The organism is Desertivirga brevis, assembly GCF_017355835.1.
In genome coordinates this window covers 96,640-110,474 of record NZ_JAFEWF010000004.1, presented here as the reverse complement: position 1 = coordinate 110,474, position 13,835 = coordinate 96,640, and the positions used below count along the sequence as shown (strand labels likewise).

Sequence of the window (13,835 nt, the reverse complement as noted above, 5' to 3'; positions counted from 1 at the left end):
AAACCGTCTGATGTAGCTGTAAAGGTTATAGTCCCTGCCTTTTTGGTTAACTGAACAAGAGCATTATCGCCCGGATAAAACTTCCAACCTTCATTAAAGCTTATACGACTCCTCGACCGAGCTAAAGCGACTGAACCTGAAAAAACCAACAGAGATACCGCAAAAAAGCATGTTCTAATCAAACTAAGAATTTGTCTCGTTTGCATAAATCTTGCTATTTTTTATCTGCCTTGGGTTCCTGATAAATAAAGTTCAGTTGACTTTTTCCAAGATCTTTTGATGTAGCTACTGCAATCCCTCTTTGTTCCTTTTTATTTACAGCACAATAAAAGTGATACACTACACCTTTATGCTTTACCACAAATGATTTATGAGCGTACAGCTCGTCATAGGGTTCAGAGGATTGAACAAGGTTTTCACCATTCCAATCTGTCCAATTAACCAAGTCTTTAGAAGCAGCGAAGCGATTGAAGGCACCTTTCCTGTCTTGCCAGAATGCACCGAAATAAAACATCACCCAGGTATCTCCCATTTTTTGAAGAACAGCATCACCAGTGATCCCAACAGGATGATGCATAACCGGTTCCTCGTGAAAGCGTTTCCAATGGATCATGTCATCAGAAACGGCCATGCCGATGCGCTCAAACCAACGAGTCTTCAAATTATTCTTAGCTGAATCACCATTTGCATTATAGTACATCACAAATTCATGACCTGTCTTTTTCTCTTTATCCCAGATTACGGAACTCTTAAACAACTTGCGGTTCTCCCACCAACGTACATCCTTGTCTTTTGAGGTAAATATGGGGCCAGAAAACCTCTGCCATTCATGAGGCTTCGACGCATCTTTACTAGTATAAGCCATACTAATGCTCAAATCGCCTGCTTCATATCCTTTAGTTGATCCACCGAAATACGACATCCAATATTTTCCGTCATGCTTCTTAAGCTTGTAACTACCGCCCCATTTCGAATCCTGCAGACCAGGATATCCTGCACGTTGGCTACCATCCCAAACTACCGTATCGCCAAAAGACATAACCTTTCCTATGTTTTCCCAACTAAGTAGATTTTTACTCTTTGCTAACCACGTTTCGTACCCGCGGCCGTTGAAAATCACGTATGTCATGTACCATTTACCGCCTTTCCGGAATACTGTAGGACAATCCATTTTTTGGGAATTATCAGAAGGAACCATTACTAATCCATACTTATAAGGGGTCTTTACCTCCTCATAGATCTCCTGCATTTTGTTCTGCGGCACCGGATTAATGGTTTGGGCTTTGAGAAAGCCGGAAAGCGCTAATAGCGTTAAGATCAATTGATATCTAAGTTTCATATATGTGTTAGTGTGTAGCAGTAAAACGATAAGCCCCTGAACCGACTTTAATTATAGCCCTTCCACCTTTAACAGGGAGAAGCTGAAGTTCAGGTTTATTATTTACATCAGAGCCCCCCTCCTTGATTTGATCAGCATTAGTTGCAGGCAAATAAACTGTAGCTGTGGTATTTGCAGGTACGGTAACGTTTAATTCGAAACCGTTTGAAGTTTTCCTCCAGTCGGATGTAATTAAACCGTAGGGCGAATGATAATCCACTTTAGCGGAGCTAAGGTCTCCCACTACCTGTGGATTTATTTCAATGTCTTTAAAAGCACTAGAACTTTGAGCAGAGCGGATGCCACCAACGCCACTGTAAAACCACTCCATTAAATGCCCCAACATCAAATGATTATTGGAAACAGTAGGTAGTGCGGCCCATGACTCTGTTAATGCTGTTGCTCCTTTTGCGAGTTGGTAACCATACCCAGGAACATCTGAGCGATTATTCATAGCGAAAATAACATCAGAACGGCCTTCATTTTCAAGCACTCTTAGTAAGTAACGATAACCAATATCTCCTGCCGTCAGTGCGTTTCCTCTGTCTTTTATGTCCTTTATAAGATTTGCCAGAACAGCTGGCCTGTCTGAAGGAGCAACGAGGTTCATGTATAGGGCCATCGCATTAGCGGTCTGACTTCCGGTGGAATACTGCTTGGTCTCTTTATTAAAATATTTTTCGTTGAATGACTCCTTTACCTTGCCGGCTAACGATCTGAACTTATCCGCATCCCCGGGAAGGGAAAGCATCTGTGCAATGCTATCCATCACCGTCAGGTCATGATAAAAAATTGCTGTACCGGTTACTCCCAGTGGAGTTAATTGCGAAACTCCAGGAGGATTAGGTCCCAGATCATACCAATCTCCTAGGCCCTGACTCAGTATATAGTTACTTGACTTACCTTTATTCTCTAAATAAGCCATATATCTCTTCAAGGCAGGGTACGCGTCCCTGATAACATCCTCATCTCCATACCATTTATAAAGATACCATGGCATCAGAATAAGTGTACTGGCCCATTCCGGAGAATCCCTAAACATATCCCCTCCCCAGGTGAACAAGACATACTCAGGAGCGATTTCAGGAACAAGGCCGTTGTCTAACTGTGAGGCTTTAATATCTTGAATAGCTTTCCTTGATAAATTTGCTATGTCATACTGATACCTGATGGAGCTACCCATAAGATGTACTTGTTCCAACCATCCCAATTTCTCCCGGTGCGGGCAGTCGGTCATTACACTTGCCAGGTTACTTTTGATAGACCAGTCTATCAAAGTATTGGTGCGATTAAATAAGTCGCTCGAAGAACTGAAAGTTCCTGCCCCTTCAGCTGCATTACGCACATGTAAACCCTTCAGGCCAACAAGTGAAGGACCAATATTTTTACCATCTTTTCCTTCAGGTGTTCCGCCTTGTACTTCCAGGTATCTGAAGCCATAATAAGTAAAACGAGGTCGCCAAACCTCAACCCCACTTCCCTTTAATATGTAGGTAAAATAAAATGGACTCCCAGTGGGTCTTTGATTTACAGATCCTGAACCGTCAGCTTTCAGCAACTCAGCGGGAATTATCCTAACAGTGTCTCCTTTTTTCCCTTTAACTTTCAATTCGACAATACCCGAGAAGTTCTGACCAAGGTCATAAACCCAGTTTCCATTTTTCGCCTGAGTAATTGATTTGGCTGAAAATTGTTCGAATACCCGCAGAGGTTCCTGAATTTGGGGAATTAAAGACGGAGGCCCGTCAACAAGGATTACTTTCCTCCAGGCCTTATCATTATAAGTTGGTGTATCCCAACCATTCTTTTCAAGATTAGCGTTATAATCTTCACCTCCATAGATACTGGAAAAAACAATAGGTCCAGAAGAAGTCTTCCAGCTGGCATCGCTTAGGATATTTTCGGTGGATCCGTCTGTATATTCAATCAGGAACCTTCCGATCATCTTAGGAAAACCGAATGCTGTTTTCAATTTACGGTAGCGGCCTTTAACAGGAGGAACATAGTAGAAACCATTTCCTAACGTCACTCCTATCGCATTCCCTCCTTGTTTAATATTTTGCGTGATATCAAAGGTAACGTACTGCGCCTCTTTATCATACTTTGTCCAGCCTGCATCAAGAAAATGATCCTCTACTTTTTTGCCATTAATGCTTAATTCGAAATGACCTAAACCGGCAATAAAAGCAGTAGCCCTTGTTACTTTCTTTTTTATAGTAAATTGCTTTCTCAACAGAGGGAGAACATTACTTCCCTGAATAATATCGGGCTTCTTATCGGTTACAAGATTATTAACAGCAGAATCTGGCAATTTCTCGTAAGCGATCCACCTCGCTCCTTTCCAATCTGCCTTGCTGAGCAAGCCCATTTGGAAAGAGTTAGTGTTTGAGCTTGCCTGATTTCCTTTATTATCCCAAACTATTACTCTCCAAAAATACTTCTTGCCAGCAAGAAGCTGTTTCCCATCGTATTTTACCTGAATAGATGAGGCAGAATTAACCTTCCGGCTATCCCATATATTCGGATCACCCTTTTCGATGAGGCTCGGATTATCCGAGACAATGATCCTGTAGGCAGTTTGAATAACACCTCTTTGACCTGAGCTTAATTCCCAGGCAAATCTCGGAGACGAGTTTCCAATACCCAAAGGGTTAGTTTTGTATTCGCATTTCAAACGACTCACACTAAGTGACTGAGAGAAAAGAGAAAACGAAATAAAAAAGAGGCAGAGTAGAATTGTTAGTTTACGCATTTCTTAGAAATAGCCCCATTAGGGTGGTTAACAAACAGAAAAATAGCATTAAAATCCTTTTCTGAACCGCCGAAATGGTTAGCCTGAGTACAAAAATATACGCAGGCCAGAAGGATTTTTTATATCAAGTTTCCTAGGTATTATAGGATGTTATCTCTGAAAGTAATAGATTTGAGACAATAAGGCAGGTATATTACAATTAACATGCGGAAAAAGGCAATGAACTAAATCATTGCCCCTGGAAGATCTTTTTCACGTATGTGGTGTTCGCGCTGAAGTTCTTTCTAACATTAGTAGGATCACGCTGGTCACGGGAACGTTCTATAACTAGCCACCCCTTCCAACCCATATCGTCGAGTGTATCTTTCACCTTGTTCAAATCCATGCGTGTATTATTCTCCAACCATACACCATCCTCGTCTGTACAATGAATCTGGCAAATTCTCTTTTTTCCAAGGATCCTAAGTTCTTTATGCAGATCGCGACCTGCCTTAAGGGGATTAGAGAAATTGAAATAGATCTTGATTGCTGAAGACCCTATATCCTTTAGAAGTTTAACCTCTGAAGCTGCGTCTAAAGAGGTTTCAATGCCGATCACTACACCTGCCTTACGAGCCATTTCCCCAACAACCTTCAGACGTTCAACAATAGCTGGTCTTAACTCGGGATTTTTAACCAGATCACCCTGAACACCTAATGGCAAAAACCCTACCTTCACATTCATCGAAACCATAGTATCAATGCAGTCCTGCACCATTTTCTGGTAAGTTGGACGAGTAGCGAAAGATTGAGCGTAAAAACCTGTCATGGCTAATGAACATATCTCAATATTTAACTCCTTAGCTTTATCCAGAAATTGTTGTCTAACCTCGGGCTTCGCCAATTCGCTTGCGAAAGTATCCCGGTTTCCCAAGCCTCCCATATCTACTTCCAGGCCATCGGCGCCCAGATCTTTAGTGAGTTGAAATGCACTTAACTTCTGACGCTTCAAGATCATCAGATCCACTACGGCTACTTTATATCGCTGTTTCTTCGGTTTCAGCGCAGCGAAAATATCACCTGTAGGCAGAACAAGTGTGGCACCAAAAAGTGCAGCTGATTTTAAAAAGTGACGACGACTTTGCATATTATTTATTTGATGCTTTTGCAAATACTTGCTCTAATTCTTCAAAACTCTTAATGGCATTTGATGGCAGTTTTTCCCCCTTCTCACCAAATACGTACATGGTTGGATATTTCTCTATGGTAACTTTAGACTCATCAAATTTCCCATCCTTACCCTGTACTCTTTTTACATCCAGCTTAAAATGCTTACCAATAAAATCATACATGGCCAAACGTTTACTAAGTCCATAATCATGACCTTCAGCAGGGAAATGAGCGTTAGCTGTCATGTTCTGCTGACCGTAAAATCCATATATCTTCTGTACATAAGGAAACTCGACCTGAGGAACCTGCTGAGTCCAGTCTTTCCCGTCTGAGATCACTAATTGAGGCCTCGGCGCCGCCATAGAAGCAATTTCAACATTATTGGTTCCGCCCCCGCAAAGATGAACGCCCATACCGCTTTCACAAGGACACCCTCCGCTATGATAAGAGGACAACATAACCACAGGAACACTTAATTTAATACGATCGTCAATAGCAGTGATCAGCATAGTCTGACTTCCACCGCCAGATCCGCCTGTAATGGCAACACGCTTAGGATCGGCATTTTTAAAACTTAACATCCAGTCAAGGATACGGATGCTGTTAAGAGCCTGTATAGTCTGTGCTAAAGCCCTTCGGTGATCTGCCCCTTTAAATTGCAAGAGAGATTCACCCCAGGCAAAAAGGTCATAACTGAATGCCATGGCTCCCATTCTGGCTTGCATAGCACATCTGTACTGTGCATCCGCTCGATATCGTCCGTCACCAAAATGGCCATCAGGATTTAATATTACGGGAATTTTTCCCTTAATGTTTAGAGGCATATAAAGTGAACCAGAGGTATATACACCTGGCAACACTTCAATGGCCACATTCTCAACAGAATACCCATCGTATATTCTTTTATTAGTAATAATTGGCTTACTATTAGGTTTCTGAGGCAAAGGAGATAACTTAAGTGCCTGCACCAACTCTGATTTTAACAGAGCCTTACGGTTCTCCCAGCCCTGCTTGTCATTGTATAAACCAGAAAAGTATTCCAGTTGCTCCTTTCCCTCCTGTGGCGTCTTTAAATGATATTGAAATGCCTGAAGCTTATACTTCCCTTCGCTTTCTTTTACATATGTAATATCCTGGGAGGAAAATATATTAGTCATAGTTTTATCAAAGTCAGGACGAAAACGCCAGCCGGCGTAAGTAACATACCTGTCTTTCACTAAATCTTCCGGATAGCGAATCTTAACCTTGTACTGGCTTTCAATTTGGTTGATCACTTCCTTAAGAGGCTTTTTAAAGGCATTGTCAGAAGTTTGACCAAATGAGAAGTGGAACACTAAAAACAAACAAAACGAAAAATAAAACTTCATATCTAATCTATAACGATGAAACTTCAGATGAAACGCTCTTAAGCCTTTCTTCTGCTTTCCTAACTTTTCTGGCAGCATTCCATCCACTAAACAATAAGTTTTTGTCTAACTCGGGTTTAGGGAAAAACAGGCTTGCTATATAGCCCACCACTATCACTATAAGGTGACTGTAGACACCTAACATTAGTTTATTATGTGTGAAATTGTATTTACCAAAATCAAGAAGCAGCGTCTTGTTTTCACCTAAGCCAATTTCGGTTGATGTTAAGAAAGCATAGGCAGTAAAAATAATACAGATAATGATAGCTATATTAACTCCTTGCCTGTTGGCTCTCGCAGACAAGATCCCAAGAAGGAAAATTCCAACAATTCCACCGGAAAAGATAGCATAGAGGGTAAATACAATCCCAAGAACACCTTCACTTCCAGCATTAATATAAATAGCTCCAATTCCTATTGCTAAAAGGCCCGAAAGCACCACAAACAGTCGACTTACAAATAAATACTCCTTATCAGGGCGGTTCTTCCTAAACTTTTTGTAATAATCCTCCATCCCCACTGCTGCAAGAGAATTCAGATCTGCACTTAAACTGCATATGGCTGCAGATATCATGGCTGCCAGAATAAAACCAACAACACCGGTTGGTAGTTGAGTCATTATAAAATAAGGAAAAACAGCATCTGCTCGCATTCCTTCTGGCAAAGGTTGTTGCTTGTAATAAACGAAAAGTGCTGTTCCAATGAGCATAAACAGCGTCCATACAGGCACTGTCAGGAGAATTCCCATTAATGAAGCCTTAATAGCTGCCTTATCAGTCTTTGCTGTTAAATATCTTTGAATTACAGTTTGATCTGTTCCATATTTCTGAATGGCATAGAATGCTCCATTGATTGCCATTACAATAAAAGTCAACCGGGTGAAATCAACGTCATAAGGTCCAAAACCCGTCCGCCCATTTTCTTGAGCAATTTTCCAAACTTCCATAGGACCTCCATCCACCGAGAAAAGAATAACTGCAAAACAGAGAATTCCGGATGCAAACAGCATGAAGCCCTGAAACACATCCAGCCAGATCACAGCTTCAATCCCTCCCATCAGGTTTACGATAATAATTATTAAACCGACAACACTTATTATCGCGAAGGTATTGCCACCAGTCATATTGGTAAGTGCAATAGCCAACAGAAAGAAAACAGTTCCCATACCTGAAAACTGCCGGAGCACAAAGGCAATTGAACTATAGTAGCGGGCAAATAAGCCAAAGCGTTTCTCGAAATACTCGTAAGTACTTAAACCGATAACTTTCCTATAAAGTGGTACAATAAACCAAATAGTACATAACAAGACTATGGGAACCATTAGTCCCTGTACAAGTAAGATCCAATTGGAGGAATAACCTTCGCCCGGATACCCCAGAAATGTGACGCTACTTATTAATGTAGCGAGCAAAGACATTCCAATTGCCCAGGCCGGAACACGTCCATGAGCAGCAAAATACGTTTTTGTGGAAGTTTGATTTTTTGAAAATCGAAAACCAAAATACAGCGTAACAAGAAGAACGATGATGATTATCGAATAATCAATAACATTTAATATAGGTTTCATAAGTTGGTCATTTAGTTCTTATAGCATTCGCACCTCCTCTGGCCATTGGTAGCTGCCAGGCTTTAGGGTAATGTACAAGTTATTAATTTCCTTTGTACGACTGCAGACTACTCCGGTCGAAAATTCGTTAACAGGATAAAGTCTACTTATCCCTAATTTGGTTAGTATGGAAAAAGCGGTTGAACCACCTTCTACCATTAGCTCGTCTATTTGGGTTCGTTCAAATATGGATTTTACTACCGAAGCAGTCCTTTCTCTTAGCTCTGGCGCTCCAATACCTGCAAAAGTCTCACATTCAGGGTGAATAGCGATAATTGCAGTTTGATAGATGTTTAATTTATTTTCTATTTCTGCTGCCCACTGCTCAACAGCATAATCTGATATTGATTCAAAGTAAAGCGACGAGGGCATGTAGCTGACTTGCCCACTTTCACTAAGTTGTTGAATTTTAATTGCGCTGTCTTTATATGCAGTGCCTGATACAAATAATTTTCTGGTTCCTGGCCGATATCCCTGTTTTGTCTCTATCGGGTATTCTGTCTGGACTTTCTTAAGCAAGGACGCAAAAAATGCCGATCCTCCAGCCAAAAGTGTTTCTGAATCTACCTTAACAGTCCATTTATCAATATCTGCAGGACTGACAGTTTCTCCGACACTTATACCAATATCTTCAATACTATCAGTTGGTTTGCGGATATAAACATCGGAAGCAGAAGTTCGGAGCATATTAATAATTTCAGATGTCCTTGCCGGGAACTCAGGATCATTGGCGAAACCTGTCTCATGCAGCGGTTTTCCGTGAATTAGGTACTTCCCATTTTCGATGGTACGTCCTAAACCAGGATTTGCCGGAACCAGCAGTGCCTTTTTTAAATTGAAGACCTCCATTTGTGCTCTCAACTCAGATATTACATGCCCTCTTAACACTGAATCGACCTTCTTAAATACGAACGAATGATTTAATGTCGAAAGGTTCCTTGAGACCGATTTAACGTCTTCGACTGCTAGTTCCTGAGTTTTCGAACGTGTATCTGTAGCAATAACCAGCAAATCAGATTGAACGGATGCAGTGAGATCAAGGCTCACCTCGACTTTAAGCCCGTAGCTTAAGCCAATGCCAGCTAGTTCTACTGCCCCCGTTAAATCATCCGCAATTACTACGATCATTTTGATTTCTTGAAAATCTGATTTTGTTAGGAACTACTTCATCCTCCCTTTTAGAGGTTCTTCTTATGAAGTTTTCTTGTTCTTCGCCAATTGTACTGCAGATTCTATTGCAAGGATCATTGCATCGGGACTAGCAACACCTTTTCCCGCAATTTCGAAAGCTGTACCATGATCTACAGACGTACGTATAATTGGAAGTCCCATTGTAATGTTCACTCCTTTTACACTGTCCATCTGCTGCTTTTCGGCGTTCCATTTAAACCCGGTAAGCTTAAAGGGAATATGTCCCTGATCGTGATACATCGCTACAACTCCACCGAAATAACCGGTAGCTGCTTTTGAGAACATCGTATCTGCCGGAACGGGACCTTCTACATCGTAGCCTCTTCGTTTTGCCTCCTCTACAGCTGGCAGAATCTCTTCGTCATCTTCGGTACCAAATAGGCCAGAATCGCCTGCATGAGGGTTAAGTCCAGCAATACCGATCTTAAGATTTGGTTCCCCAAGGCTAATAAGACCGTTGTGAAGCAGTTCCACTACTTCCAGTATTCTTTCTTTTTTAACAAGGTCGCAAGCCTGACGAAGTGAAACGTGAGTAGAAACGTGGATCACTTTCATATTCTCTTCCACAAGAAGCATGGCATACTTCTTTGTATTGGTGTAGTGCGCGTATATTTCAGTATGTCCGGCAAAATGATGACCAGCCTCGTTGATTGACTTTTTATTTATCGGTCCGGTCACTGTTGCATCAACCTGCCCTTCAAGAGCCAACTCAATAACCCTCTTTACAGCATCAAAAGATGCAGCACCAGCCATTGCGGATATTTCTCCAAATTTCAATTTGGACAGATCAACGTTTTTCAAATCAAAAACGTCAACTGTTCCAAGCTCAAACTTTGCATCCTTTACAATAGATACTGGGTTTAATGTAGCATTCAGACTTAGTCTTTCAATAATATCCTCGAACACACTCGCATCTCCTACCAGTATTGGCTTGCAGATGGAATAAATCGATTCGTTTAAAAGGGCTTTTATTGCAATTTCCGGACCTATACTAGCCGGATCGCCCATGGTTATACCTATAATCGGTTTTTCAGACATTTGATGATACGTTAAGTTGAATATTTTCTTTTTTGAAAAAGTCAGATAATGTATTTAACAGCTTTTCTTTAACCTCGTAAGAAAGAGAAGTTAAAGGAGGCATAGCTACAGGTTGACATAGGCCATATTGATTCATCAGAACCTTCAATGCCCATAACGACTCACCTAATGTACCAATACCCTGATAGATCTTACCTAGTTCATCAGACAAATATTGGTAATAATAAGCCTTTTCATGGTCTCCCTCAACTACCGCCGAAGCCATCTCAGTATATAGTCCGGGATGAAGATTACCTGTGCTTGGGATCAACCCATCACTGCCATTAATTAAAGCATGTGCAGACTTTGCAGCCCAGCCAAGAAAATGGCTGAAATCAGGACGATCAGACCAAAGTTTCAGCGACTCATTCAACCTTTCCTCACTCCGTTCTGAGTCTTTTGTTCCTACAATGTACTCATTGTAGCTAAGCTCCTCAATAAGCGAAAGAGGAATGGACATATGAGTGGTTCCCGGAATATTATAGATAATAATAGGAGCTTTAATCTGCTCAGCTAGTGTCAGGAAGTAAGTTCTCATTTGCGCTTCAGTAAGCGCATAGTAAGACGGAAGAGTTGCGGCAACAGCATCTACTCCCGAGTCAAAACAGAACTTTGCAAATTCTACAGATTCTTCCACGCAATTGGAAGAGATCCCGGCGTAAAGTTTGCTTCCTGCTTTTTTATTTTTTACCGCTTCCCTCACATAGGCCTGTTTTACCGGCAAGGAAATGGAAGAGGACTCTCCTGTTGTTCCTAATATAAATGGCAGAACATCATTCGAATACATATGAGAAAAAATATTCTCCACCCCTTGAACATCCAACTGATAATTCTCTTTCAGAGGCGTTACAAGGGGAACAATAATGCCCTGGTATTCTTTTTGTCTCGTCATTTTAATAAGCTGACTTGTAAATTTCTATTGCATCTGAAAGAGTGATCTCTCTGGGGTTATTTTTCAATAAGCGCTGCACCTTCATAGCATCCTCTGCCATTTGAGGGATAGCATCCTCTGGTATATTCAGATCTGATAATTTCGCAGGAATACCACATTCCCTTATTATTTCCCTTATCTTCTCGATTCCCTTTAAAGCCGTTTTCTCAGGTGTTTCTTCTGGAGAACAGCCTAAAGCTATAGCCACCTCGGCGTATTTCTTTGGAGCTGCAGAAAGATTGTATTGCATTACATAGGGTAATAACAAAGCATTGGACAAGCCATGAGCAAGGTGAAACAGACTACCCAGGGGGTATGAAAGCGCATGAACGCCGGCTGTGTTAACCGGGCCCAGACAGAACCCGCCGAGTAAGCTACCCATTGCTACATGAGTCCGGGCTTCTTCATTCCTGCCATCTTTTACAGCAGTAACGATATTGGCGCCAATTAAACGCATCCCTTCAAATGCGTACATATCTATAAAAGGCTGGGAAAACTTATTGGTGTAACCTTCCAAACAATGTGTCAACGCATCAAGACCTGTAGCTGCAGTAATTGCCGGAGGGACAGAGATAGTTAATAAAGGATCAACGTACACGGCGTCTGGAACCAGGAAAGGACTAATAATTCCCTTCTTTTGATTGTCTGAATCGTCTACAAGTATAGCGTTTGGCGAAGCCTCACTGCCTGTCCCAGCCGTTGCTGGAGCGCAGATCAACTTCTTATTCCTTTGCTTAAGGTTTCCTATCCCAACTATCTCCTCCAAAGATTGTGTGTTGTCAATTTGAGCGGCAACTAATTTTGCAATATCAAGAACACTGCCTCCCCCAATACCGATAACAGTATCAGGTGCAAATCCTCTAATACTACCCAACAGGTTATTAAAATCGCTGAAAGAGGGCTCGTTAACAATACTTGTATCGAGTTGAACCTCAAATCCATTCTCTTGCAACCTCGAAGTAAAAGAATTTAGAGAAGCAAGTAAAGGATCGATAGTTACAATAAGGATCTTACAAGGAGCAGATTGAATCAGGTCCTCGCAAAGAATATCCAGGGCTCCCTTCGAAAAGATAAGCTTGCCTGGGAAATGGATTTTCAAAGCCTGCTCCATCTTAGTCTTGTGTTATTTCCCCATTAACTGGACCTGTATAACCCTTCATTTTAGGCCAAACTCCCTTTTTAATCTTTTTCAGCTTCAGCTTTGAGGGATCAACAACTGCATGTTTAATCTTCTGACGACGCCAGGTATACACAGCATGAAGCATTCCGTCTTTAGTCTGAATAATAGAAGGATATGAGTATTGACTTATTGGAGAGTCTTCGAAGATTGCAGCAGCATACCATTTTTTACCATCTTTAGAGATAGATAAATTTAAAGGCGTACGTGGTCCTTTTGCTTCAGTTCCCGGAGGCAATACATGATTGTAGATCAGAGCAAAACGACCATCTTTCATTGCAACTGCATCAGTTCCGGAATTGTTGTTAGGTAAAGTGGTTTTAGTAAGAGGCCACCATGTTTCTCCGTTGTCATAAGACCATGACTCTAGTATAGCTCTATTACGGCTTCTGGCAAGGATCTGTAACTTGCCATTACCATGATCAAGAACACTTGGCTGAATACCATTGATGTCTTTTCCTGCATTAAGAGGACCGACCTTTCTCCAAGTTTTGCCGAAATCTGGGGTCAACTCAAAATGGATCTGCCAGCTATTACCGGTTTTATTTCCTTCGGTACTGGTAGGGCAGATCAAATTCCCGTTACTTAATAAAACCGGTTTATTCTTAACAGGACCAGTAAATCCCTCAGGTAAAGCTCTCTGCTCTGACCAGGTTTTTCCATTATCTGCAGATGTACGCATATATCCTTTCCATGTGCCAGGACTTGCACCTATTTTATAGAATAATAAAAGTTCACCATTGGGCACCTGAAAAAGAACAGGATTCCAAGTAGGATAACGTTTATCAGGCATAATCCCATCAGCCACTTTCTCTGGAGCAGTCCATTTTCCATTCTCCATACGGCACACCCAGATACAAACATCAGGGTTACGTTCCTTGGTTCCTCCAAAAAATGAAGTAACCAAACCGGCAGGGGTTTCTGCTATAGTTGCAGAATGGCATTCAGGAAAAGGTGCTTTCTCATACAAAAATTCATCTACCAGAATTCCTTTTTTCCATGGCTTAGTCTGTGCATTTAAGGAAAGTGAACCAATGGAGAGGGCTACAAAAGTTAATATAGTTTTTAGTTTCATTGTTATTATTTGATCGATCATTCCTCTCTGTCACTTCGATCGGAGGAAAGACCTTATAGCGCTTAATTTTTTTCTGCCAGGATTATTCTTGTG

The 13,835-nt window shown here is 41.3% G+C and carries 10 protein-coding genes; all 10 read right to left on the bottom strand.

Features of this window, described 5'->3' with window-relative positions; genetic code table 11:
• Positions 1 to 214: 214 nt before the first annotated feature.
• Positions 215 to 1,339 (bottom strand): glycosylase, encoded by a 1,125-nt coding sequence (locus J4N25_RS12475; protein WP_207422543.1) that lies wholly within the window; start codon positions 1,337 to 1,339, stop codon positions 215 to 217.
• A 7-nt stretch (positions 1,340 to 1,346) separates the two neighbouring features.
• Positions 1,347 to 4,130: a family 78 glycoside hydrolase catalytic domain gene (locus tag J4N25_RS12470; RefSeq protein WP_207422542.1), complete on the bottom strand. Its 2,784-nt coding sequence runs from the start codon at positions 4,128 to 4,130 to the stop codon at positions 1,347 to 1,349.
• A 229-nt stretch (positions 4,131 to 4,359) separates the two neighbouring features.
• On the bottom strand, positions 4,360 to 5,256 hold the full coding sequence (locus tag J4N25_RS12465) for a sugar phosphate isomerase/epimerase family protein (protein ID WP_207422541.1): 897 nt from the start codon (positions 5,254 to 5,256) through the stop codon (positions 4,360 to 4,362).
• 1 nt (position 5,257) lies between these two features.
• Positions 5,258 to 6,646: an acetylxylan esterase gene (locus tag J4N25_RS12460; RefSeq protein ID WP_207422540.1), complete on the bottom strand. Its 1,389-nt coding sequence runs from the start codon at positions 6,644 to 6,646 to the stop codon at positions 5,258 to 5,260.
• 7 nt (positions 6,647 to 6,653) lie between these two features.
• Positions 6,654 to 8,252: a sodium:solute symporter family protein gene (locus J4N25_RS12455; RefSeq protein ID WP_207422539.1), complete on the bottom strand. Its 1,599-nt coding sequence runs from the start codon at positions 8,250 to 8,252 to the stop codon at positions 6,654 to 6,656.
• An 18-nt stretch (positions 8,253 to 8,270) separates the two neighbouring features.
• Complete coding sequence (locus J4N25_RS12450) at positions 8,271 to 9,419, bottom strand: four-carbon acid sugar kinase family protein (RefSeq protein ID WP_207422538.1); 1,149 nt, start codon at positions 9,417 to 9,419, stop codon at positions 8,271 to 8,273.
• Between the two features lie 63 nt (positions 9,420 to 9,482).
• Positions 9,483 to 10,520 (bottom strand): 4-hydroxythreonine-4-phosphate dehydrogenase PdxA, encoded by a 1,038-nt coding sequence (gene pdxA / locus J4N25_RS12445; RefSeq protein ID WP_207422537.1) that lies wholly within the window; start codon positions 10,518 to 10,520, stop codon positions 9,483 to 9,485.
• Positions 10,513 to 11,451 (bottom strand): dihydrodipicolinate synthase family protein, encoded by a 939-nt coding sequence (locus J4N25_RS12440; RefSeq protein ID WP_207422536.1) that lies wholly within the window; start codon positions 11,449 to 11,451, stop codon positions 10,513 to 10,515. The genes pdxA and J4N25_RS12440 overlap by 8 nt, the downstream gene beginning before the upstream one ends.
• 1 nt (position 11,452) lies before the next feature.
• Complete coding sequence (locus J4N25_RS12435) at positions 11,453 to 12,601, bottom strand: iron-containing alcohol dehydrogenase (RefSeq protein ID WP_207422535.1); 1,149 nt, start codon at positions 12,599 to 12,601, stop codon at positions 11,453 to 11,455.
• 1 nt (position 12,602) lies between these two features.
• Positions 12,603 to 13,742, bottom strand: coding sequence for a sialidase family protein (locus J4N25_RS12430; protein ID WP_207422534.1), 1,140 nt, complete (start codon positions 13,740 to 13,742; stop codon positions 12,603 to 12,605).
• Positions 13,743 to 13,835 lie beyond the last annotated feature (93 nt).

What these genes read in the sequence shown, in the direction of transcription:
- J4N25_RS12475 (WP_207422543.1), bottom strand. Translation starts at nt 1,339, where the DNA reads ATGAAACTTAGATATCAATTGATCTTAACGCTATTAGCGCTTTCCGGC.
- J4N25_RS12465 (WP_207422541.1), bottom strand. Translation starts at nt 5,256, where the DNA reads ATGCAAAGTCGTCGTCACTTTTTAAAATCAGCTGCACTTTTTGGTGCC.
- J4N25_RS12470 (WP_207422542.1), bottom strand. Translation starts at nt 4,130, where the DNA reads ATGCGTAAACTAACAATTCTACTCTGCCTCTTTTTTATTTCGTTTTCT.
- J4N25_RS12455 (WP_207422539.1), bottom strand. Translation starts at nt 8,252, where the DNA reads ATGAAACCTATATTAAATGTTATTGATTATTCGATAATCATCATCGTT.
- pdxA (WP_207422537.1), bottom strand. Translation starts at nt 10,520, where the DNA reads ATGTCTGAAAAACCGATTATAGGTATAACCATGGGCGATCCGGCTAGT.
- J4N25_RS12430 (WP_207422534.1), bottom strand. Translation starts at nt 13,742, where the DNA reads ATGAAACTAAAAACTATATTAACTTTTGTAGCCCTCTCCATTGGTTCA.
- J4N25_RS12435 (WP_207422535.1), bottom strand. Translation starts at nt 12,601, where the DNA reads ATGGAGCAGGCTTTGAAAATCCATTTCCCAGGCAAGCTTATCTTTTCG.
- J4N25_RS12460 (WP_207422540.1), bottom strand. Translation starts at nt 6,646, where the DNA reads ATGAAGTTTTATTTTTCGTTTTGTTTGTTTTTAGTGTTCCACTTCTCA.
- J4N25_RS12440 (WP_207422536.1), bottom strand. Translation starts at nt 11,451, where the DNA reads ATGACGAGACAAAAAGAATACCAGGGCATTATTGTTCCCCTTGTAACG.
- J4N25_RS12450 (WP_207422538.1), bottom strand. Translation starts at nt 9,419, where the DNA reads ATGATCGTAGTAATTGCGGATGATTTAACGGGGGCAGTAGAACTAGCT.